Below are 23131 nucleotides of genomic sequence, written 5' to 3' on the forward strand. Positions count from 1 at the left end.
TTATGTTATGAAGAAGATAATAATCGCTTGTTACTTATTGTTGCTTTCGGTAACGGTATCGGCACAAAAGGTGGATGTAAAAAAACTGGAAAGCACATTGCAAAAAGCCATCAGCAGCGCATACCTGCCCAGTGTACGCATGTGGGGGTATGATACCGCCGCCCGCCAGCAAATGAGCGCCCAGTTTAGCGGCGTGGTGGTAAGTGCCGGCGGCTATATATTAACGGCCGCGCACGTAACCATACCCGGTAAAACTTACAAGGTAATGTTTGCCGATGGCAGGGAAGCTATAGCCATGGCCCTTGGTAAAATTGAGTTAGCTACTGACCGTGCCATACCGGATGTGGCCCTGATGCAGATAATTACTCCCGGCAAGTGGCCTTACGCGCCCATGGCCACATCATCGGCCATTAAAGTGAATGAACCATGCCTGAGCATTGCCTACCCCGAAACACTGAACCAACCCAAACCGACCATACGTTTTGGCAGGATAACCGTGGTAAAGAATGACCGGGGATTTATTCAATCTACCTGCAAAATGGAACCGGGAGACTCCGGCGGGCCATTGTTTGATTATTTGGGCAGGGTAATAGGTATACACAGCGCCATTAATACCGATGAGGATACCAACTACGAAATACCTGTTGACCTTTACCATAAATATTGGCAGGCATTGCAAAAACAGCAGATTTACACCACTATGCCCGCCGATAGCCAGGCAATAGCTAAGGATGAGATTAAGGATATACTCACCATACCCGGCCTGGCCAATATGCAGGTAACAGCAACTGATCTCACAAAAAAACTTAAGCTTGAGCAGTATTTAGTGAATATTATTAGTGTTGTTGATACCCCCGATACAAGAATTTACGGGACACTTGTAAACGTTAATAATGGAGTATATATAATCAGTAAAAGTTCAATGGTGGGTGATAAACCGGTAGCCATGTTAAATGGTAAAGCTATCCCGGTAAAAGTGATTGCCCGCGACAGGCAAAATGATGTTGTACTGCTGCAAATAAATGGCACTACACCTAAAGGTTTAAAGTTACCCACAACCGATGCCAACCCGCCTGCAATAGGGCGTATATTGGTAACCCCTTTGCAAAACAAACAAGGTATGGTAAGTATAAGCGGCAGTACCGATATTACATTACCAAGGTTTTGGAGCCTGGGCTATCTTGGTGCGGCCGTAGGTTATAATGGCGCTACGCCTGAGCTTACTTTTGTACAACCCAACTCACCCGCCGCTAAAAGCGACCTACAGGTTGAAGATCAGGTATTGATGATAAACAATACTGAAATAAAAAAGAACGAAGATTTTGGCCCGGTAATGCAACAGTACTGGCCGGGCGACACCTTAAACTTCAAAATTTTACGCAAGGGTCAACAGTATAACAAAACAGTTGTTTTAGGCAAAAAACAACCCGGCATGGCAAAGCACCCGGCCGAAATGTTTAAAGGCGGCAAAAGTGGCCGCAGAGATGGATTTAGCCAGGTGTTCACCCATGATGCTGCTTTACTACCTGAGCAATGCGGAAGCCCCGTGTTTGATGCGCAGGGAAACTTTGCAGGTATCAACATAGCCAGGTTTAGCCGCACTACTACCCTGGCATTGCCGGTAAAAATTATTCAGGACTTTTTAGCCCGCGCCATACCTGTAAAGTAAAAACGATAAATATAACCGGCGATCTACCGGGCAGGTATGCCAGCCTTCAGCAGTTCGCCGGTTATTTGCCTTGTGTAGGCATTAATTTCTTCACGAAAGGCCGTAACCGAGGCACCACCACGTATTTCCTCAAGCCGTTTTTCCCAGGTACCTGTAAGTTCGGCCTGTGCTATACGGCGGTGCTTTACCACCTCGTAAACAGACAGCCCAGTAGATGTAGGCACAAGGTTCTTTTTTTCCCGGATAATATATTGCCGTTTAATTAGCGTTTCAATAATGGCAGCACGTGTGGCCGGGGTACCTAAACCGCTATCTTTCATGGCTTCGCGTAATTCTTCATCATCAATATCTTTGCCCGCTGTTTCAAGCGCCTTTAGTAAACTGGCTTCGTTATACAAGGGTTTGGGCTTGGTTTGCTTATCTAACACGGCTTTTTGCAATATGGGCAGGTTTTCGCCTGGTTTTACTTTTGGCAGCGTAGCGTTCTCTTCATCCTTCTTATCTTCATCCTTATCATTAAAAACCGCACGCCAACCGGCAGTGTTTATCACCGTACCGCTTGCCGTAAACCTTTCGCCGCTTTGTATTATTATTTTGGTGATCTCTTTGATACAATCCTGGTGAAATGCCTCCAGCATACGGCCTGCTACCATATTATATACCGCTTGCTGGTCGGGTGTTAAATTACGGGGTGTTTCGCCGGTAGGCAGTATAGCATGGTGGTCAGTAACCTTTTTGGCGTTAACACTACGCTTGCTCAGTTTGGCGCCGGTTAACAACGTGGCCTGTTTACCAAATCCATCATGGTCCTGAAACCTGGCTATCAAGTCGGGCACACCGGCAAATACATCATCACCAATATACCTGCTACCTGTACGCGGATAAGTTACCAGCTTGCCCTCGTACAAATTTTGCAGTATACTGAGTGTTTGATCGGCGGTAAAGCCTTTGCATTTGTTAGCCTCCTGCTGTAAACTGCTCAGGTCATGCAGCAAAGGCGGCGGTTCTTTACGCGGCCTGGCTTCTACGCTTAACACATTACCGCCGTTTGTAAAGCCGGAAGCCACATCCTGTACTGTGTTCAAGGCCTCCTGCGCCTCCTCTTTTGTTTTAAAGCGTTTTTCGGATATGGCACGAAAGCTTATTCCATCCTTATCAGGCTGTATGGCCAGTTGGTAATACAACTCAGGTACAAAATTTTTATTTTCGAGATAGCGGGCACATATCATGGCTAAGGTAGGCGTTTGCACACGCCCAAGTGATAATACTGCCCGGTTACCCGAAGCCAGGCTGAGCGCCTGCGTGGCGTTCATACCCACCAGCCAGTCAGATTGTGAGCGGCAATGTGCCGAATAAAAAAGCGTATCATAATCAGTACCGGGTTTAAGGTTACGAAAACCCTCTTTTATGGCAGCATCAGTTTGTGATGATATCCAAAGCCTTTTAAATGGCTTTTTACATTTGAGGTGATAATAGATATATCTAAAAATAAGCTCACCCTCACGCCCTGCATCGGTGGCTACAATTATCTCTGCTGCCTCATCAAAAAGCTTTTTTATCACATCCAGTTGTTTCTTCACCGCCGGATCATCAACCATACCCTCCTTGCTTTTTACCTTACGTATTGATAGCTTAAACTTTTGCGGCAGCATGGGCAGGTTTTGTACGTTCCACCCGTAATAGCCATACTCCTGCGGTGGGGCAAGCTGCAGTAAGTGCCCAAATGCCCAGGTAAAGGTGTACCCCTTCCCTTCAATATATCCCTCCCGCTTGGTATTAGCACCAAATACCCTCGCAATTTCTCGGGCTACTGATGGTTTTTCTGCAATGATGACTTTCATAGATCCGGCCGAAACTACTTAAATGCTTCCGTTGCGGCAGAGCATGTTGAAAAACTATCTTATAAATTATATGCTTTAAAATTGACAATTATAATTTATGCTGATGGCGAGATTAATCGTTTTATAACGCTTTTTCGCAATAAATGCATCCTTATTTGTATTTATTCTAAATAAATATAACTTTGCAAAAAAATGCCACACGGTTTCGGACCCGTGTGGCTAACCGGACAAACCGGCTCACCTTTAATGTGGATTAAAAGTAATGCAAGTTAAAAAATTTTTGCTTTGGGGAGCACTCTGCTCCAACGCGTTCATTGTTAACGCCGCCCCGCGAAATGTAGTATCGGGACCTGTTTTTAAAGCCTATGAAAAAACTTTATATCTGAAATCAAAAGCCGACGAAGAGCAGCATGGCTCAGTTCGCGGCCGTGTAACTACTGCCGATGGTAATGTGGCCATGGCCGTTACCGTATCATTAAAAGGCACCAAATATGGCACCATTACTAATGAGGATGGCGAATACCAGCTTAAACGTGTGCCGGTTGGTGAGTATACACTTGTAGTATCGGGCATTGGGTTAATTACTAAAGAAAAACCAATCCAGGTAACTAAGGGCACCATCATCGTCGACTTTTCATTACAGGAAAACCTGGCACAGTTAGACGAAGTGCAGATAAATACCCGTAAAAACAAATTTAAAACTGATAAGGTATCCCCTTCACTCAGGTTGCAATCTCCGTTGATCGAGGTACCTCAAAATATACAGGTAGTTAACAGCCAGTTACTGGCCGATCAGTTAACCTTTGATATTGTTGATGGTGTAACCCGCAATGTAAGCGGTGCTACCCGCACCGGCCACTGGGATGCACAATATGCCAACATTTTTATGCGTGGCACCAACATACCGGCTTTTCGTAACGGCATGAACCAGAAAATGCCCTGGGGGCCGCTGGCTGATGATGCCGCCACAATTGACCGTATTGAGTTTGTTAAAGGCCCCTCAGGCTTTATGATGGCCAATGGCGAACCGGGTGGTATTTACAATGTTGTAACCAAAAAGCCAACAGGCCAAAACCGCAGCTCGGTAACCCTTAGCGGTGGCGGTTACAATCTGGGCCGTGCAGCAATTGACCTGGATGGAAAATTATCTAAAGATGGTAAATTATTGTTCCGTTTAAACCTGGCGGCACAAACCAAAGGCAGCTACAATAAATATAACTATACCGACAAATACATAATTGCACCGGTAATAAGCTACCAGGTTGACAGCAATACGTTGATCACGGCTGAATACACCACACAACATGTTGAAGCACAGGCCCTGGGTACTTACGGATTTTCGCCTAAAGGTTTTGGCGATACTGATCCAAGCTTTTTTATTGGCGACCCTGCGCTTGACCCTAACAAGCTGAATGACCATAATGTTACCTTTTACCTGAACCACAGGCTAAACAGCAAATGGAAACTGAACGGGCAGGTGGCCTATGTAAGATACGGCTTAGAAGGTGGTACACCATGGCCATCAACCATTGCGCCTAACGGCGATATGCGCAGGTACCTGAACATAAGCGAAGAGCTGGCCATCAACAAAAACGCGCAGCTAAGCATTATGGGCGATATTGTTGCCGGGCCGGTAATTCACCGTATATTAACCGGTGTTGATATGGGTAACCTTAAAACCTGGGGCGATTTTTCGAGTGTACAACAGCCTGATCTTCAATTAGCAGGTAATGCTACCTTTAACATATACAACCCAACTTATGGTATACCATTTGCCAATATACCATTCTTTGATCGTTCACGAAGCATTCAAACCCGTTCAGGATCAAACACCTATGCTACTAACTTAACTTATACCGGCGCTTATTTGCAGGATGAGATACGTATGCTGGATGAAAAACTACGCCTTACCCTTGCAGGCCGTTTTACCCACGCGGTAACTGTTGGTAAAACCAACAAGACGCAAATATCTAACGATGTATTTAGTCCGCGTGCTGGTTTAAGCTATTCAATAACCAATGATTTCAGCGCTTATACGTTATATGACCAAAGCTTTCTTCCGGTAGCCGGTCAGGACTTTTTTGGCGAAGCATTTAAACCTATCAGAGGCAATAACATTGAAGTGGGCTTGAAAAAAGACTGGTTTAAAGGCCGCTGGAATACTACTGTGGCTGCATACCGTATCACTAAAAAAAATGTACTTACCGCCGACTTAGACCCTACCCATATAGCGGCTAACCCGAATGCACAGGTACAATTAGGCCAAATTGAATCAAAGGGTATTGAGCTTGATATTACCGGCGAGATCGTTCAGAACCTGAACCTGGTATTAAACTATGCTTATACTGATGCAACCGTAAATAAAGATAACAATGCGGCGCTTGTAGGCAATCCTGTTCCTAACTCGGCCAAACACATCACTAACGGCTGGCTGTCATACCGTTTCCGTAAACAAGGTTCTATCTTGAAAGGATTTGGTGTAAGTGGTGGCTACCAAATTCAGTTAGACAGAAATTCAGGCTCAACATCAATACCGTTACGACTGCCTAACTACTACCGTTTTGATGCCGGTGTATCTTACGAGAAAGGCCGTATCACAGTATCAGGATTGGTAAATAACCTGTTCGACCGCCGTTTACTTACCCAAGGCTCATATACTAAACTTGCTACAGAAACTCCAACATCGGTATCATACTACACTTACATATACGAGGTACCAAGAACCGGCAGATTAAGCATCACTTACAGGTTTAAATAACATCAGATAAAGCATAACATCAGCATAATGACATCAATTAACAAAGCATCAGCAAAAGGCAAACAAAAGGATTCGCGTTTTAAGCGGATCAATAACTGGCTGCATTTATGGCTTGGCCTTATTTCAGGTGTCATTGTGCTGATTGTTTGTATTACCGGGTGCATTTGGGTTTTTAACGAGGAAATTACCGGGCTGCTTGAACCCGAAACCAATATTGAATGGCAAAATAAACCGGTGCTGAAACCATCACAGTTAGCAGCGATAGCTACAAAGCAAAACCCCGATAAGGTGGCATCGTACGCTAATTATCAGCAGGGCCGTGCCATTAACCTTACCTTGCGCCCGGCAGATGCCAAAGCGTTTGATCGCCGCAGTGGTTATACGCTTTTAAAGATCAATCCCTATACCGGCAAGGTAATCTCACAGGAAGAGCACAAACCGGGTGAGGCAGATTTTTTCAGAACGATATTGAACGGGCACCGCTTTTTGTGGCTGCCATCAGAAATCGGCCGCCCGATTGTTAATTATGGTACGCTGGTTTTTGTTATACTGCTAATTACAGGATTAATTTGGTGGTACCCTAAAAAATGGAATAAATCAACCCGCGAGAAAAGTTTTACCATAAAATGGGGTGCATCATTTAAACGGGTTAACCTTGACCTGCATAACGTATTAGGATTTTATTCTCTGCTGTTTTTAGCAGCCATTGCGCTTACAGGTATGGTATACGGCATAAAATGGTATAGCGAAAGCTTATATTGGGTAACAACAGGCGGCGAAACACTGGCTGAATTCAGGAGGCTTGAGTCGGACTCATTGCAAAAAGGTAAAGGTTACGCAGCCGATAAGGTGATGGACATGGCCTGGAACAAGGTGATTACCAGGCATCCTAAATCAATGGGATTTTATTACAGCTACCCGGATACCGCTAATGCTAAAGCTGCCATTTATATTACCGTATATCCAAACAAAGGGCAGTTTTACAACAGCCAGGGATATACATTTGACCAGCATACGCTGAAGGAAATAAAACGGACAGACGCTTATTCGGTACCTTATGATCAGGCATCATTCGGGCAAAAGCTACGTAAAATGAATTATGACATTCACGTAGGCAGTATATTAGGTTTTCCGGGCAAGGTACTTGCTTTTTTGGCAGCGCTTATTGGCGCAAGCCTGCCTGTTACAGGCTTTTTGGTGTGGTATGGCCGCAAATTCAAAAAGAAAAGCAAACGCGGCAATCAAAAAAGCGATACGTTGGGTACAGACATACCTAAACGCAGCACTATAAAAAAGTATCCTGTTATTACAGACAAACAACCAGTATTAACAGCCAATATTACCGCTAAACCATAGGTGGATCAACCTTACAGCAAAAAGTCCTGGCAAATACTTGTCAGGACTTTTTTTTGCGGATACTATTCCAGATCAGTTTAACTGAAGGTTTTTTCTGTACTCCAGCGGCTTCATTCCGGTTTGTTTTTTAAACAAGCGGGTGAAATAGGAAGTATTTTCAAAACCAAGGTGGTAAGCCACCTCTGCAACTCCCCTGTCTGCTGTTTTTAATAGGTTCTTTGCTTCAGATATTATAGAAAGGTGGATCAGTTCCAGGGCGGTTTTACCGGTTTCCTGCTTGAGCAGATCACTCAGGTAACGCGATGATATGAACAACTGATCGGCCATGTAATGTACCGATGGAAGTCCTTTTTGCTGCAAGCCGCCCTGCTTCATATAAAGCTGTAAAGCGTTATTGAATTTAGTTACCATTTTGCCCGACATATCCGTACGGTTTATAAACTGCCGTTTGTAAAAACGCTGCGAATACATCAGGATGGATGCAACATGGCCGAGCATGATATCACGGCTGTATTCATCCTGGTTGGTTTCATACTCGGCTATGATCTTTTCACGCAGTTCCCATATCGTTGCTTCCTCCCTTGGTGATAAGTGCAGCGCCTCGTTAACCTCGTAATCAAAAAAACCATATTTCTGGATGGTATTGAACAGTTCGTGCCCGTTCAAATAATCCTCATGGATGAATATCATAAAGCCGGCATCCTCAAACTCCAACCCGCGCATCTGGATGATCTGGCGGGGTTTCATAAAATACATGGAGCCGTTGGTATTATCATAAGGTGTACGCCCATACATTATAACGCCGGCTTTAAGCTTTTTAAAAGCTATTACATAAGCATCAGCGGTAAACTCACGATCGCCCAGCGGACAAGACTGCTGGCAGCTAACCAAACTGAACATCGGATTTTCGGGCACTGGCCAGCCATTACCCTCATGCAGTTCGGTCAAAGTTTTAAAATGTTTCATTTATAGTAAATTTAAACAAATAAAGCCATAAAAACAGGTGACGGCGCTTTGCTAATTTTTTATTACAATGGTTTAATAATTGATCAATATCCGTGAGCGTTTATGCTCACCTCTTTCCACTGTTCTACATCCTTGAGGCGTTGTGTATACACCTGTACAATACCATTATATGCTATTTTGCCAAGCAATAATCTTTGCGGAGGGTTGGCGCTATCAACCACTTGTAAAATAGGTTGTATAGTAGCCTCGGGCTTACCCCAGGTGTCAGGGTTATCACCGGCTTCGGCAAAGGCGGCACGCACGGGTGCATAATCTTCAATCTCGGCACTTGTTTGTGTGGCTGATGCACCGGCCCAGTCAGTAGCGTAACCATTTGGCTCTATCAATGTGGTTTTAATACCCAGGTGGGCAACCTCTGATGATATGGTTTCTATCAAACCTTCCACGGCAAATTTTGAGGCATTATACAAGCCCAGTAAAGGCAAGGTGGTTAAGCCCAAAAAGCTTGAAACCTGTATTATGTGACCGCTTTTTTGTTTACGCATTACGGGTAATATAGCCTGTGCCACCCAAAGTGATCCAAAAAAGTTAGTTTCCATTTGCTCCCTGGCCTGTGCTTCAGATGTTTCTTCGGTTGTACCAAAAAGGCCGAAACCTGCGTTGTTGATAAGCACATCAATACGCCCAAAGTGTTGTTCTGCTTCGTTTACAACACTAAATACTTCCTGGCGGTTATTTACGTCAAGTTTTAACGGCAGTATATTATCGCCGTATGCGGTTACTAAATCATTTAATAAGGTAATGTTGCGTGCGGTAGCAGCTACTTTATCGCCGCGTTTTAAAAAGGCCTCAGCCCATAATTTTCCAAATCCTTTTGAAGCTCCGGTAATGAAAATGATCTTGCTCATGTCTGTATATATTTTTGTTGTTTTAACTTATTGACAATACAAATGTAGATGAGCCCGAGCCGGAGAAATAGCCCGTTTGAGCGGAAGAATAGCACAGAACAACGAAACACTACATAACCCAAAGTGGTATAAAAAAAACCGTGGCATCATTACGCCGCGGCTACAAAAAAAGTGTCGCTAAAATAGTTGTAGCGACACTTTAAAAATTACAACCTGCTTATTTTGACTTGCGCGGATTTGGGCCCGCCTTGTCTGTCATATCTTTTACTGTTTTTTCTTTAAATTCAGTAAATGCGTCTGCCAGTTGCTGCAATTCAGGATCAAGGCCGGGCGCAAATTCTTCCGGTCTTTCAGGTGCACCCGGATTTGGGTATGAATTTTTAGGCTCTTTCAATGTAACCAGTTCGGTACCATCATTAGCCGGAGCGCTGCCACGGAATATCTTGTCCATTTCTGAACCATCCAGCCTGAAGTGATATTGCTCGCGGTTAATACCGGCATCTATCAGTTTTTTTACTTCCGGATATTGAGATGCATCAAACTTAGGTATAGGCAATGCCTTGGCCCAGTCTATACCCAATGTTTCCAGCGCTTTTGCAAAGGCCATTTCATGAGCCTCGTCACGCGCGATCAGGAAAGCTACCGTAGCCCTGAGCGTTTTGTTTTCGGACATTTGGTATATACGGCATTTTTGCAGCCTGCCTGTTGATTCTAATACCAGGTTATCCATCAGATCGAGCACCAGGTTACCGTGATTATGTACATATGATCCACTCCACGGGTTACCGGCAGCGTCAACCGGCAAAGCACCTTGTGCCCCTACAATAAAATGATGCGGATTTTTTTGCTCTTTGGCCATGTCCATTGTGGCTTTACCGCCTTCTCCAGGTGTATCAAATTTATTGCCGTGATATTCGGGCGCGCCATCCAGTAAACGCGATATAGTTTTGGTGATTAGCTCAACGTGGCTGATCTCCTCAATGCCCACGCCCTGTATCAGATCGAGGTATGGTATACCATTACCTCGAAAATTAAAACTTTGAAACAGGTACTGCATCATGGTACGCATTTCGCCAAACTGGCCACCAAGACCCTCCTGTAGCGCATTAGCGGCCGATGGATCCGGTTGATCATCAACAATTGGATTTATCAGATTTTGAACATGGTAAAACATAGGATCTCTTGATTAATTACCACGTTTAATTACGTAAAATATCAACCAATCCCGTAATGTTTTGTTTTAATAATTAATTAAATATTTTCTATAAAATTAATTAATTGTATTTAAATTATACACACAGAAAATAATACTCATCTGATAATAGTATTTACACAATTGGTTAATTAAGTACCTGTTTACATTATAAAATCCCTTTATTCACAACATTTGTTTTGGTAGCCGTTCGGTGATACCTTTGCCAGGCTGATGAATAATCCATTACTTGAGCTGGCGCAAGCCTATACCGATAATACCAATACCATCGTTTTTTTAACCGGTAAGGCCGGAACCGGCAAAACCACCTTTTTACGGCAGCTTAAGCAGCACAGCCAAAAAAGGATGGTTATTGTTGCGCCCACAGGTGTTGCCGCCATTAACGCGGGCGGCATGACCATCCATTCGCTTTTTCAACTGCCCTTTGGGCCGCTTTTACCCGGCAATGAAGGCCCGGAACTGCATTACAATCCTGAAAAGCGCGAACTGCTGCAAAATTTGGAACTCCTTGTAATTGATGAGATCAGCATGGTGCGGCCGGATGTGCTCGATCAGCTTGATGCCATTTTGCGCAGCCTGCGGGGTAACACCCATGCCTTTGGCGGGGTACAGCTTTTACTCATCGGCGATCTTGCCCAGCTTAGCCCCATCATTCGTGACGAGGAATGGGCGCTGCTACGGCCTTATTATGCAACCCCTTATTTTTTCAGCAGCCAGGTAATGCAGCGCAGCGCGTATGTACGTATCGAGCTTGAAACGGTATACCGGCAAAGCGACCCGGTATTTGTAGCTATTCTTAACGGAATGCGCGACCAATCTCTTACCCCCGAACAGCTTGCACAATTGAACGAGCGTTATGTGCCCAACTTTGTACCTGCCCGGGATGAAGCATTTATTACGCTTACAACGCATAATAAAATAGCCCAGCAAATAAACAGCGAACGGCTGGATGCACTTAGCGAAGAGGCAATGGAATATAAAGCTACCATCCGTGGAGAATTCCCGGCGGATGCTTATCCTACCGAGATAAGCCTGCAGCTCAAGGTTGGTGCGCAGGTTATGTTCGTAAAAAACGATTCGTCGGCAGAAAAGCGATATTACAATGGCAAGATAGGCACTGTGGTTAACCTGGAAGCTGACACAGTACATGTGCTAACCCCTGAAGGCCTGAAGATAGCGGTACAGGCGCTGGAATGGTCAAACGTAAAATACCAGATGGATGGCGAGCAGGTTGCCGAAAGCAATGCCGGTAGCTTTGCACAGGTACCCCTGCGCCTTGCCTGGGCCATCACTATTCATAAAAGCCAGGGGCTAACATTTGAGCAGGCTGTAATTGATGTAAGCGGCGCTTTCGCGCATGGGCAGGCTTATGTGGCACTTAGCCGTTGCCGTTCGCTGCAAGGCCTGGTATTACGGCATCCTGTAAGTAATCAAAACATCATTGGTGACCCACAGGTTCGCCGCTTTAACCAGGAAGCGGTTAAACACCGCCCGGATCAGGCTATGCTGCATCAGCATCAAACCGCATATCGTAATTACCTGTTAAGTGAACTATTTAATCTTAGCGCATTACAGGAATTTAGCAACAAACTGGAAAGCCTGCTCCCCGATCTTGAAAAAGACATTCTATCTGTCGCCATAAAAATGCAGGCTCACCTGGCTACTTATACTGATGATCGCGTACAAAAAGCGGCAGATTATTTTCACAATAAGCTCGAAGGTATAATTAACGCTTTACATAGCCAGCTTGGTAGCTTTATAGGTAACTCCAAAGAGCTGGCAGGCCGTGCCGATAAATTGCTGCGCTGGCTTATATCACGTATCAGCTTTTTAGATACTTTTAGGAAAGCGCCGTTTAACACACAGGCATTTTTAGAGCTGCGCCGTAAACCACAGCCTGCGTTAAGCCACTCCTATCTAAAAACACTTAATGCAAAACCAAACGAAGAATTATTGGACAGCTTATTAGCATGGCGCAACCAAACCGCAAAAGCAGAGGGCGTACTTGCAAGTATGCTGTTTAGTGAACAAGCACTCGCTGCTGTTGCTGCCAAACTACCCGGTACACTTAAAAGCTTAAGCGGAATAAAAGGCATAGGCTCCGAAAAAACCAAGCGTTATGGTGCCGCCATACTCACCCTTATACGCGCCTTTGAGCATCAAAACTCAGGAATTGCCGATCAGGCCAGTTTGTTCTGAATTAATTATTGCTATATATCATCACTGGTATACTGACGTTGAATTGCTCCGGCTATCTGTTTTTGATCATCACTATTTAGGTTGCCGGTGTAACTCCATTGCTTAAAATCCTTATCGAAAGTAATAGTTCCTAATTCTTCAATACCCTCATTTAATTTGAAAGTGTTAAGTAACCCGGTATCGCTTTCATTCGAGCCTAAAGTTTCTTGTATCACCATCACCTGGCGCTGTGTGCCATCCCCGTTATCAAGGCCGATAAAATATGCTGAATCCATATAATCACTACAATTGCTCAAGGGTTATAGTTTCATTACACAACTGTTTAATATTAAAATGATGCCATGTAAGGCTTTTTGTTTCCATATATCGCTTTTTGATAAATAACTGTATATTTTAGTGGCAGCCAATACTATTTATTTTAAACTATGAGAAACTTGAAAAACCTATACATTGCATTATTTACAGTATTAACTTATACCACCGCCTTTGCACAAACCCCACTGTTACCTACAAAATGGACAAACGCTGCCATACAGAGCGATGTGCCCCTGGCTGAGTACCCCAGGCCGCAATTGCAACGCGATGAATGGCTGTGCCTGAATGGCAAATGGGATTATCTTGGAGGTAAGGATGCACCACCTGCACTGCATGCTAAACAGCCCGTATCATTTAATTCCTCAAAAGAAAAAATCAGGGTACCCTACTGCCCCGAGGCTTACTTATCGGGCATTAACCGTAAGCAGGAGATCAATATGTGGTATCGCAGAACGATAGAGATACCTGCAAAATGGTCGGGCAAGCAGGTGCTTATACATTTTGACGCGGTTGACCATGATGCTACTTTGTTTGTTAACGATAAAAAAGTGGGTGAACATGCCGGCGGATACGATTCATTTAGCTTTGATATCACCCCATTCCTGAAAAAGGGGCTTAACACGCTTGTTGTTGCCGCGCACGACCCTAATGATGGCCGCACGCCATCCGGAAAAAACGGCCCGCGCGGCGATTACGCCTTTACATCCGGCATATGGCAAACAGTTTGGCTCGAACCGGTTAATAAAACGCATATCGCATCTATCCGTTTAATACCTGACCTGGCAGGCAAAAAGCTCAAAGTACTTGTTAACAGTACTGCTGGCGGTAAGGTAAAAGCGGTAGCCCTTAATGGTAAAAAAGCGGTAAACCAGGTTAACGGCATTGCAGGCACATACTTTGATCTGCCTATTGAAAACCCGCTTACCTGGTCGCCGGATGAGCCTTTTCTATATGATCTTCAGCTTACCCTATACAACGCCAATGGGGCTGTTACCGATGAAGTAAAGAGCTACTTTGGCATGCGCGATGTTAAGCTTGGCAAAGTAAATGGCGTGGTAAGGCCGCTGTTAAACAACAAGTTTGTTATGCAGGTGGGTTTGCTTGACCAGGGTTACTGGCCTGATGGTGTGCTAACGGCGCCCACAGAAGAAGCGTTGAAATTTGATGTAGAGTTCACCAAAAAAGCGGGCTATAACCTTATTCGCAAACACATGAAAACCGAACCCCAGCGCTTTTATTATTGGGCTGATAAACTGGGGCTGCTGGTTTGGCAGGATATGCCGGCCATCTGGTACCAAAATGAGGATACAACGGTAGCACATAAAACATTCCGTAAAGAATGGAAGGCAATTATGGATGATCACTTTAATTCGCCGTCCATCATTACATGGGTACCTTTTAATGAAAACTGGGGCGCGTTTGATGTAAAAAGCATTACCAACTGGACCAAACAGTATGATCCGTCGCGCCTGGTAAATGGCAATTCGGGCTTTAATAATAACCCCGGTTATCAAAAGGCCTACGGCGACCCGGGTAACGGTGATTTTGTGGATACGCATATTTATGTTGGCCCCTATGATGCCTCGGTACCTGATGATAAACGGGCGGCATCATTGGGCGAGTTTGGGGGCATAGGCCTGTTTACACGCGGGCATATGTGGCCGGTAGAAAATAATGCTTATGATTACGCGGCTACAACCCAGGCGCTAACCGACAGGTATGTACTGCTAATGCAGCAGGTAACACAGCTAATGCTATATAAAGGGCTCAGCGTGGCAATTTATACGCAAACAACCGATGTTGAGCATGAAGTTAACGGCGTGTTGACCTATGACAGGGCTGTAGAAAAAATGCAGACAGACAGAATTAAGGAGGCCAATCAGGCTGTAATAGCTGATGGCGATCAACTTAACCACAAAGGCGGTAAGTGATTTTATACTAATGCCAGATCATTCTGATACAAACTACTATATTTAAGTTTATAAATATTGCAGATACTAAACGTACCCCTTTAATAATTCAACTAATTACATGAAGAAGATATACTATGCAGCCGTATTATGTAGTGCTATTTTTTGGGGATGCTCGGGTAGCACTAAAATAACGGGCAGCGATCACGGCTGGAAAACTTTATTTAACGGTAAGGACATTGATGACTGGATAGTTAAGATACACCACCACGATGTTAACGTAAATTATGGCAATACCTTTAGGGTTGAAGATGGTATAATCAAAATAAGGTACGACCAGTATGGCGACTTTAATGATCAGTTTGGCCACCTGTATTATAAAACACCTTTTTCACACTATCACCTGCGATTTGAATACCGTTTTGTTGGCAAGCTGCAAAAAGGCGCGCCTGATTATACCTTACTTAACAGCGGTGTGATGTTTCACTCGCAGGACCCCAGAACTATCCTGAAAGAACAGGACTGGCCAATATCAATTGAAATGCAGTTGTTAGGCGGCTTGGGAGATGGAAAATCACGACCGACCGGTAACATGTGTTCGCCGGGCACTGATGTGGTTTATAAAGGAGCCGTATCCCAGGATCATTGCATCAGCTCAAGCTCAAAAACTTATGACGGCGATCAGTGGGTTAAGGGCGAGCTGATAGTAAATGGCAATAAGCAAATAACGCATATCATCAACGGCGATACTGTGTTGCAATATTCACACCCTACCATTGGCGGCGGCGTTGCCACCGGATTCAACCCTAAATTTAAGCAAGATGGCAAGGCATTAACTGATGGCTTTATTGCCCTGCAAAGCGAAGGCCAGCCTGTTGATTTCAGGAATATAGAAATAAAGGAATTACCCGCCCAATAATAGTGTGTACAATAACAAGGTTCCATAAATGCCCCGTATTAACTATACGGGGCATTTGTAATTTAACTATTCTATCGGATCAGGCAATGATGGTTTAACCGGATCATAAACTGCTACGCATACCCGCGAATCTGCCGCACCGTAATAGAGGTACCATTTCCTTTTAAAATACACCAGCCCTTCCAGAAACACAGTACCCGCGGGGTACTGACCGCTTTTTTCAAACGAAGCCATGGGGCGCATAAACGGCACGTCCAACCTTTCCTTAAAATTTAAAGGATCATTTTTATCAAATAAAGCCTGACCGGCGCAGTAGCTATTCAGCGTAAAGCGGGAATCTCCATCGCCGTTACTTTTGTTTTTGCCATTATAAAGCAGCACAATGCCCTTATCTGTTAATACAGCAGGCGGGCCGCATTCCGTAAGTTCACTATCAAAGTAGCCTTTACGTGGCGAAAAAAGTGCTTTTAGTGTTCCATCACTGTTAACTACTGGTGTCCAGTCAACAAGGTTGGTAGAGGTAGCTGCATATACACTCAATTCGCCCCAATACATCCAGTACTTGCCTTTTATTTTGGCAACTACCTGTTTACCATTAACCAGTTTGGTAATTATTGATGCTGACTTATGCGGTATGTTTACAAATTTACCTTTATAGGCATCCTCAAATATAGGCCCGTGCTTAGTCCACTTTTTCAGATCTTTTGAGGTTGCTACGCCAAGCCTCGGCGTATGCCGGTTCCATTGCGTATAAAACACAACGTATGTACCGTTTGCCGTTACTGCAACCCGCGGATCTTCGCAGCCGCCCGGCCATTCATACTTCTTTTGGCTGTCATTAGCCGGATAAAATACCGGCACTTTGCTGCGTTTAAAATGCAAGCCATCGGTACTGGCCGCATAACCAAGGCGCGAAGTACGGTACCCGATACCTACACCTGATTTATCTTCGGAACGATAGAGTACCACGATCTTTCCGTTGTGTACCGCAGCCCCCGGGTTAAAGGTATCGTTAGACTCCCACCCTACCTGTTTCTTTAAAACAGGATCGAAAAACCGGGTAGTGGTGTCCGGCGAAATGATGGGGTTTGTATTTTCGGGCCGGGCAAAGCCGCCCAAAGCCCAATCAGGCAATCGGCTTACGGTTTGCTGTGCAAAAGCACAGCTACCGGCCAGCAATAATAAAATAGCGACGTTTAATTTTATAAGATTGTTTTTCATTTACTAAATAATTTTAGATGTTAATCAGGTTTTTCCATGGTATAAACGGATAACACTTCAGCATCTGACAAGGCTTTGTTATAAAAACGTATATCATCCAGATCACCTTTGAAATATGCCGGCCCCCAATAGTAAAACGGACTGCTCTGATCGTTAAAATTTAAGATGCCTTTAGGCAGGCTTTGACCTATTACCAAGTTAACCGGCGTAGTAAGCGTTACCGGTGTACCGGTTACCTGTGCTGTTTTTACCAGTTTATCGTTAACATAAAACTTCATGGTGCCGTTGGTGTAGGATACTGTAGCAAACGTCCAAACATCCTGTGGTATAACGCCCGGGTTACTATCTACATCTTTATAACCGTTATCGGCGTGTATGGTCAGAAACAGGAAGTTGTTTCCTTGCAACTGAAATTTAAATCCGTTGTAAGTATTTAACGAGAATATATAGTTATCATTAAAAGTCACCCTTCTCCTGATCCATAAGCTGATAGTAAACGCTTTTGGATTAAGATCAGCCGTGTACGGCACCTCAACATAGGCGCCATTATCAAACTCAAGGGCACTGTTTGGCTCGTTAAAACGGTCGGCAATCAATTTCGGCAGTGTTTTACCATCAACCGGAGCTGTGCCCGGCCCAATAATACCGGTCATTAACGTACCATCATGGCCATTACCTGATATATCATCGGCATTGCCGGTAAAACGCCATTGCGCTATCAGGTTTTCGGCCGATACATCCTGTATAAGGCGCGACTGAAAGGCTGTCATGGCGCGGTTAAGGTTAGCCGCCGCGTTATCTATCTCACGTTGTGTATAGGTACCGGCATTTTTAACCGCCGTTGCCATATCTATCGATTTTTTAAATTCGGCTTTTGAGCCAACGGCATAGTTGCCTGCCATTTTACCTTCAACCGCACTGTTGTAAAGTTCGGTAGCTGATGCTATAACTTCGGTAACGGTATTTACATTGCCGGGTGTACTATCCTGCTTTTCATCCTTTTTACAGCCTGATATAGTTACCAGCGCAGCCAATATCCAAATGGCTAAACTTAGTTTGTTTTTTAATGCTCTCATGGCTTTTCAATTTATCTGCCTAATAATTTATTGGTTTGACGCTCGCTTTCAGGTATCGGGAAAAACTTATGCTGCTCATAATTAAAGTTAGAAACATCCCTTAAAGCGTTGGTAGCATAAGCACTGCCATAGCGTATTATGTCAAAGAAACGACCGAATTCGAGCGCGAGTTCTGAACGGCGTTCACGGCGGATGACAGCCCTTAGATCCGACTGATCCGTAGTGGTAACATCAGGAAGCAAACCAGCCGGTATAGTGGTACTGCCCAAAGTGCTATCAAACAAATAGCTTTCGCGGGCACGTTTACGCACCTTGTTTAACGGCACCAATGCCTGCGCACTTTTTCCGGATTCATTTAACGCTTCTGCCTTGATCAGCAGCACATCGGCAAAACGCAGCACCTCGGTGTTAAGGTCGGCATCGCCTTTTGTAGCTACAGGAATTTCGGATAGCGGCTGGATTTGCTTTTTGGTAAGGTATCCGGTAGCTGTCCAGCTTGGGTCAAACGTCGAATCAAAATATGGATGCCCTTCTCTGGCCACAGTATAATCCAACCGCGGATCAGCAACGCCATCCGGAGAGCGCTCAAAATTATCTACCAAACTTTGTGTTGGCTGAAAAAAGCCATAACCATTTAGCGCGCCGCGCGGTGCAAAAGCCTGGTTTAAGCCATTGCCCTGCTTTGGGCTCAAACCGGCAACATGTTGTACAGCGAAGATCACCTCGGTATTATTCTCTGTTTTAGCGTTAAAATTGTCGGTAAATTTTGGTGTTAACTGGTAGCCAAGTGCCTCAACCTGCTCGGCAGCGGTTACTGCCGCGTCATACTTCTTTTCAAACAGGTAAGTTTTGGCTAATAATGCCAGCGCTGCCCCCTTGGTTGCACGGCCCAGATCGGCACCTGTCCAACTGTTTGGCAAAGCCTGCGCGGCCTCCTGGCAATCCTTCTCTATCTGGGCAAATATTTGTGCCTGAGCAACGGCAGGTGCCTGCAAATTATCTGCTGTAGCAACCTCTAATCTTAACGGAATATCGCCGTAGCTGTTGGTAAGTATAAAGTAGTAATAGGCCCTTAAAAATTTGGCCTGCCCCACTATGGTCGCTTTGTCGGCATCGGGTACCGCCGCGTTATCAGCGGTAAGCCCCTGTATAACAAAGTTCGCTTTTGATACCCCATCATAATAACGGCTCCAAACACCCTCAACCGCGGCGTTGCTGGTTAAGATATTAAAGTTGTTGATGTTATCAATATCAGCCTGATCACCTGCCAAACCACCTTTCACGGCATCGTCTGACGCGACATCGCCCAAAACCCATAACTGGTTTGCAAATGCATCGCCAAAGTTTAACGGCACATAGGCCGCGTTCACGGCAGCCTTAGCGTTACCTACTGAATTAAAATATTTACCGGCCTCGTACGTGCCCAAAATAGGCTGATCGAGCGCTTTATTGCACCCTGCGGCAGGCAACAATAACCCACCCGCCAAGGCTATATATATGTATTTTTTAAACATGACTATGTTTGTTATTGGTTAAAAATTAGCGTTTATACCCACTGTAAAGGTGCGTGCTGACGGATAAGTACCCCAATCAATACCCACTGCCCTTACACCATCGCCCTGTGAATTGCTGTTGGTATATATTTCCGGGTCGATACCAGTGTATTTGGTGATCGTAAATACGTTTTGCGCGCTTACGAACAGCCTTACAGATGATAACCTGATGCTTTTCAGCACACGATCATTAAAGGAGTAGCCTAACTGCACATTTTTTAAACGCAGGTATGAGCCGCTCTCTAAAAACCGGGTTGAGGGGCGCTTGTTATTGGTAGCGCCATCCCAGGACAGTCGGGGAAATTCATTGGTTGAACCTTCGCCGTTCCAGCTTTGTGTAGCTATACGCTCGGTAATATTAAAAGCGCGGTAAAAGCCTTCAATATCAGTATTCACCTGGTTGTACAGCTTGTTGCCTTGTACCCCCTGAAAAAATAAACTTACATCAAAACCACTGTATGACAGATTTGCCGTTAAGCCGTAAGTAAACTTAGGTATCGGGCTGCCTGCATAAGTACGGTCATACTCATCTATCACCCCATCAGGTGTGCCATCGGGCCCACTAACATCTTTAAACTTTACATCGCCCGGCTTAATGCCCGGGCCCTGGTAAGCGTGGGTAAATACCTCCTGCTCGTTTTGAAAAATGCCATCCTGCTCTAACAGATAAAATGAACCTACCGGATGCCCGACAGCGGTGCGCGTAGCATAATAATTATTATCAATACGGCCACCAACCAGCGGCGAACCACCTGCCAGCGAGGTTACCTCGTTTTTATTGATGGTAAAGTTACCTATCAGCTCATACTTAAACTTTTTCTTAACCGGGCTACGGTAGTTAAGCTCAAACTCAAAACCCTGGTTGCGCATTTTGCCCGCGTTAACAAAGGCACTTGCAGCACCGCCCGCGCTGGTGGGTTGTGCCGGTTGCAAAAGCATACCCGAGGTATTTTTGATATAATAATCGGCCGTAATATTTAAGGCGTCCTCAAATAACCCTAAATCAAGGCCAACATCGGTTTGCGTGCTGGTTTCCCAACGTACGTTGGGATTGCCTAATGTATTTATGGAATAGCCCGCATTACTGGTGCCGTTAAACGGATAATAACCCGATGTATTAACCAGGGTAGCATAACTAAAGTTACCTATCTCCTGGTTGCCCAACTGGCCAATACCGGCCCTTAATTTTAAGGCACTTATTGGCCCGGCATTTTTCATAAATTCTTCCTGATCTATACGCCAGCCTAATGATCCGCCATAGAAATTTCCGTAGCGGTTTGATGGGTCAAGTCTTGACGATCCATCACGACGGAAATTAAATGTAGCCAGGTACTTATTGTTATAGGTATAGTTTACCCTTCCAAATAATGATGCTAATGCCCAGTGTGTTTGGTTACCACCATTTTGCTGTATACCAAGGCCATTGTCCAGATACTGGAAAGTTTCGCCCTGATCAGTAAACAGGGTGCGCGAAGCACCCATTACCCGTGTATCACTTTTAACCAGCTCGGTACCGGCTAAAAAGTTAAATACGTGCTTATCAAGTGTAAGATCATATGTAGCAGTATTTGTCCAGTTATAATCAAACTGGTTGGTATTTGATTGTGCCAAACTGTTGGGTGTATTCAAAAAGCGATCGACACCCCAGGTGGCAAAAAATTGTTTGTAATCGGTTATCAGGAAATTGGTACCGAAGTCAGTGCGAAGTTTCAGATTTTTAACCGGCCTAACTTCCAAAAAAACATTCCCTAATACCGAGTAATCATAAAAATTACGGTTATAGTTATCAGCAAAACCAACCGGGTTAAGGCCATCGCCAAAAAACTCCGGATTTTCAGGTATATCAACAAACTGGCCATCGGCACGGTAAACCGGTGTGGCCGGTGTACGAAAGAGCGCATATCGTAAAACGCTTGCACCCGGATTACCCGCGCCAAAACCATCGCCCGAAGTACCCACTTGCCGGTTTTTAGAATAACCCAGGTTTATGTTAGTACCCACCGTTACATAGTTTGATAAGGTGCTGTTGATACTGGTACGCAGGTTAAGGCGATCAAACGATGAGTTTTTGATCAGGCCTTTTTGCGTAAAATAATTGGCTGATACAATATAGGTAGTGTTATCGCTGCCACCGCTTATTGATGCCTGTACGTTACTTATAGGTGCCGGCCTCAGTACTTCCTTTTGCCAGTCAACATCAGGCAGGCCGCCATCAATAATACTTTGCGGAATGGGAGTTCGGCCATCTGCCGCGGCCGCGGTATTGTAAGCTGCAACATACTGGCTGGTATTAGCCATTTTAATTAAATGCTGCGAAGTTTGCACCCCTGTATAGGCATTAACATTTACTTTTGGCTTGCCGCTTTTACCCTTTTTGGTGGTAACTATCACCACACCATTTGATGCCCTTGCCCCATAAATGGCGGCTGATGATGCATCCTTTAGTACGCTTATGGATTCAATATCATTGGGTGAGATCTGGTTAATACCATCCTTGGTAGGTATACCATCAATAACATACAATGGGCTGTTATCATTAATAGTACCTATACCACGTATACGTACGTTGATACCATCACCCGGCGCACCGGTAGATTGGGTAACGGTTACACCCGCGGCTTTACCCTGCAATATCTGATCGGCACCACCTACAGGCAAATTGGCAATATCGCTGCTTTTAATGCTTGATACCGCCCCTGTAAGGTCGGCCTTTTTTTGCGTGGCATAGCCTACAACCAATACCTCAGTAAGCGCGCTGCTTGTTGGTTGCAGCTTTACGGTTAAGGCCTGGGCTGTAGTAGCCGTAATGGTTTGTGTAGTGTAACCAATACTTTTAACCTCGAGCACGGCCCCGGCCGTAACAGACAGCCTGAACTTTCCGTCAATATCAGTAGCAACACCTGTGGTGGTGCCCTTAACCTGTACGGTTGCACCAACCAGGGTTTCGTTAGTATTGGCATCGGTTACTGTACCTGTAACCAATACATTTTGTGCGTAACCGGGCAGGTATACGCATAGCAGCAGGAACATGCTACATAATGCCGCCCTCCAGCTAAGAGTTTTTGTAAAATTCATCATAATAGGTAAATAATTTTTGTTGGTTTAAAATGGCATGTTGTTATACCGCCTGATTGCAGATACATAGAAGAACATCTTTTTCATAGGCAAAAATGTTAAAGCGTAAATAATTGATAATGAAATAAAAGCAATACGATTACCTGACGAAT

The 23131-nt window shown here is 44.7% G+C and carries 15 protein-coding genes; 6 read left to right on the plus strand and 9 right to left on the minus strand.

Annotated elements, in window-relative coordinates; translation table 11 throughout:
* The first annotated feature begins 7 nt into the window (after nt 1-7).
* Nucleotides 8-1669 carry a trypsin-like peptidase domain-containing protein gene (locus LJ707_RS04530; RefSeq protein ID WP_228949605.1) on the plus strand — a complete coding sequence of 554 codons (1662 nt, stop codon included), beginning with the start codon at nt 8-10 and terminating at the stop codon, nt 1667-1669.
* A gap of 23 nt (nt 1670-1692) precedes the next feature.
* Here the strand turns inward: LJ707_RS04530 and topB are convergent, their stop codons facing one another.
* Nucleotides 1693-3510, minus strand: a complete 1818-nt coding sequence (gene topB / locus LJ707_RS04535) for a DNA topoisomerase III (RefSeq protein WP_228949606.1) — start codon at nt 3508-3510, stop codon at nt 1693-1695.
* A gap of 262 nt (nt 3511-3772) precedes the next feature.
* Here topB and LJ707_RS04540 point away from each other — a divergent pair, with 262 nt between their 5' ends.
* The gene (locus LJ707_RS04540; RefSeq protein ID WP_228949607.1) at nt 3773-6268 is read left to right on the plus strand and encodes a TonB-dependent receptor; all 2496 of its coding nucleotides are present in this window, start codon (nt 3773-3775) and stop codon (nt 6266-6268) included.
* A 27-nt stretch (nt 6269-6295) separates the two neighbouring features.
* Nucleotides 6296-7624, plus strand: a complete 1329-nt coding sequence (locus LJ707_RS04545) for a PepSY domain-containing protein (RefSeq protein ID WP_228949608.1) — start codon at nt 6296-6298, stop codon at nt 7622-7624.
* A 72-nt stretch (nt 7625-7696) separates the two neighbouring features.
* Here the strand turns inward: LJ707_RS04545 and LJ707_RS04550 are convergent, their stop codons facing one another.
* The 3 genes from LJ707_RS04550 to LJ707_RS04560 all read right to left on the minus strand — a co-directional run bounded on the left by LJ707_RS04550 (nt 7697) and on the right by LJ707_RS04560 (nt 10672).
* A complete protein-coding gene (locus LJ707_RS04550) occupies nt 7697-8590 on the minus strand; it encodes an AraC family transcriptional regulator (RefSeq protein ID WP_228949609.1) in 894 nt (297 codons plus the stop codon).
* A gap of 83 nt (nt 8591-8673) precedes the next feature.
* Nucleotides 8674-9498 (minus strand): SDR family NAD(P)-dependent oxidoreductase, encoded by an 825-nt coding sequence (locus LJ707_RS04555; RefSeq protein ID WP_228949610.1) that lies wholly within the window; start codon nt 9496-9498, stop codon nt 8674-8676.
* A 217-nt stretch (nt 9499-9715) separates the two neighbouring features.
* The gene (locus LJ707_RS04560; protein WP_228949611.1) at nt 9716-10672 is read right to left on the minus strand and encodes a manganese catalase family protein; all 957 of its coding nucleotides are present in this window, start codon (nt 10670-10672) and stop codon (nt 9716-9718) included.
* A gap of 252 nt (nt 10673-10924) precedes the next feature.
* On the opposite strand from LJ707_RS04560, the gene LJ707_RS04565 reads away from it, so the two are divergent.
* Nucleotides 10925-12910 carry an HRDC domain-containing protein gene (locus LJ707_RS04565; RefSeq protein ID WP_228949612.1) on the plus strand — a complete coding sequence of 662 codons (1986 nt, stop codon included), beginning with the start codon at nt 10925-10927 and terminating at the stop codon, nt 12908-12910.
* Nucleotides 12911-12921: 11 nt separating this feature from the next.
* Here the strand turns inward: LJ707_RS04565 and LJ707_RS04570 are convergent, their stop codons facing one another.
* Nucleotides 12922-13185, minus strand: coding sequence for a hypothetical protein (locus LJ707_RS04570; RefSeq protein WP_228949613.1), 264 nt, complete (start codon nt 13183-13185; stop codon nt 12922-12924).
* A gap of 150 nt (nt 13186-13335) precedes the next feature.
* On the opposite strand from LJ707_RS04570, the gene LJ707_RS04575 reads away from it, so the two are divergent.
* A complete protein-coding gene (locus LJ707_RS04575) occupies nt 13336-15156 on the plus strand; it encodes a glycoside hydrolase family 2 protein (protein WP_228949614.1) in 1821 nt (606 codons plus the stop codon).
* A 100-nt stretch (nt 15157-15256) separates the two neighbouring features.
* Nucleotides 15257-16054, plus strand: a complete 798-nt coding sequence (locus LJ707_RS04580; protein ID WP_228949615.1) for a DUF1080 domain-containing protein — start codon at nt 15257-15259, stop codon at nt 16052-16054.
* Nucleotides 16055-16120: 66 nt separating this feature from the next.
* On the opposite strand, the gene LJ707_RS04585 is transcribed toward LJ707_RS04580, so the two are convergent.
* Genes LJ707_RS04585 through LJ707_RS04600 form a run of 4 tightly spaced genes read right to left on the minus strand, consistent with a single transcriptional unit; the run spans nt 16121 to nt 22982 of the window.
* A complete protein-coding gene (locus LJ707_RS04585; RefSeq protein ID WP_228949616.1) occupies nt 16121-17275 on the minus strand; it encodes a glycoside hydrolase family 130 protein in 1155 nt (384 codons plus the stop codon).
* 20 nt (nt 17276-17295) lie between these two features.
* On the minus strand, nt 17296-18351 hold the full coding sequence (locus LJ707_RS04590; protein WP_228949617.1) for a LamG domain-containing protein: 1056 nt from the start codon (nt 18349-18351) through the stop codon (nt 17296-17298).
* 11 nt (nt 18352-18362) lie between these two features.
* Complete coding sequence (locus LJ707_RS04595; protein WP_228949618.1) at nt 18363-19865, minus strand: RagB/SusD family nutrient uptake outer membrane protein; 1503 nt, start codon at nt 19863-19865, stop codon at nt 18363-18365.
* 18 nt (nt 19866-19883) lie between these two features.
* A complete protein-coding gene (locus LJ707_RS04600; RefSeq protein ID WP_228949619.1) occupies nt 19884-22982 on the minus strand; it encodes a TonB-dependent receptor in 3099 nt (1032 codons plus the stop codon).
* Nucleotides 22983-23131 lie beyond the last annotated feature (149 nt).

The organism is Mucilaginibacter sp. UR6-1 (assembly GCF_020880975.1).
GTDB lineage: Bacteria > Bacteroidota > Bacteroidia > Sphingobacteriales > Sphingobacteriaceae > Mucilaginibacter.

Coding starts and splice junctions, on each gene's coding strand:
- LJ707_RS04590 (WP_228949617.1), bottom strand. CDS start 18,351: ATGAGAGCATTAAAAAACAAACTAAGTTTAGCCATTTGGATATTGGCT.
- LJ707_RS04530 (WP_228949605.1), top strand. CDS start 8: ATGAAGAAGATAATAATCGCTTGTTACTTATTGTTGCTTTCGGTAACG.
- LJ707_RS04545 (WP_228949608.1), top strand. CDS start 6,296: ATGACATCAATTAACAAAGCATCAGCAAAAGGCAAACAAAAGGATTCG.
- LJ707_RS04600 (WP_228949619.1), bottom strand. CDS start 22,982: ATGATGAATTTTACAAAAACTCTTAGCTGGAGGGCGGCATTATGTAGC.
- topB (WP_228949606.1), bottom strand. CDS start 3,510: ATGAAAGTCATCATTGCAGAAAAACCATCAGTAGCCCGAGAAATTGCG.
- LJ707_RS04575 (WP_228949614.1), top strand. CDS start 13,336: ATGAGAAACTTGAAAAACCTATACATTGCATTATTTACAGTATTAACT.
- LJ707_RS04595 (WP_228949618.1), bottom strand. CDS start 19,865: ATGTTTAAAAAATACATATATATAGCCTTGGCGGGTGGGTTATTGTTG.
- LJ707_RS04565 (WP_228949612.1), top strand. CDS start 10,925: ATGAATAATCCATTACTTGAGCTGGCGCAAGCCTATACCGATAATACC.
- LJ707_RS04550 (WP_228949609.1), bottom strand. CDS start 8,590: ATGAAACATTTTAAAACTTTGACCGAACTGCATGAGGGTAATGGCTGG.
- LJ707_RS04570 (WP_228949613.1), bottom strand. CDS start 13,185: ATGGATTCAGCATATTTTATCGGCCTTGATAACGGGGATGGCACACAG.
- LJ707_RS04585 (WP_228949616.1), bottom strand. CDS start 17,275: ATGAAAAACAATCTTATAAAATTAAACGTCGCTATTTTATTATTGCTG.
- LJ707_RS04540 (WP_228949607.1), top strand. CDS start 3,773: ATGCAAGTTAAAAAATTTTTGCTTTGGGGAGCACTCTGCTCCAACGCG.
- LJ707_RS04555 (WP_228949610.1), bottom strand. CDS start 9,498: ATGAGCAAGATCATTTTCATTACCGGAGCTTCAAAAGGATTTGGAAAA.
- LJ707_RS04560 (WP_228949611.1), bottom strand. CDS start 10,672: ATGTTTTACCATGTTCAAAATCTGATAAATCCAATTGTTGATGATCAA.
- LJ707_RS04580 (WP_228949615.1), top strand. CDS start 15,257: ATGAAGAAGATATACTATGCAGCCGTATTATGTAGTGCTATTTTTTGG.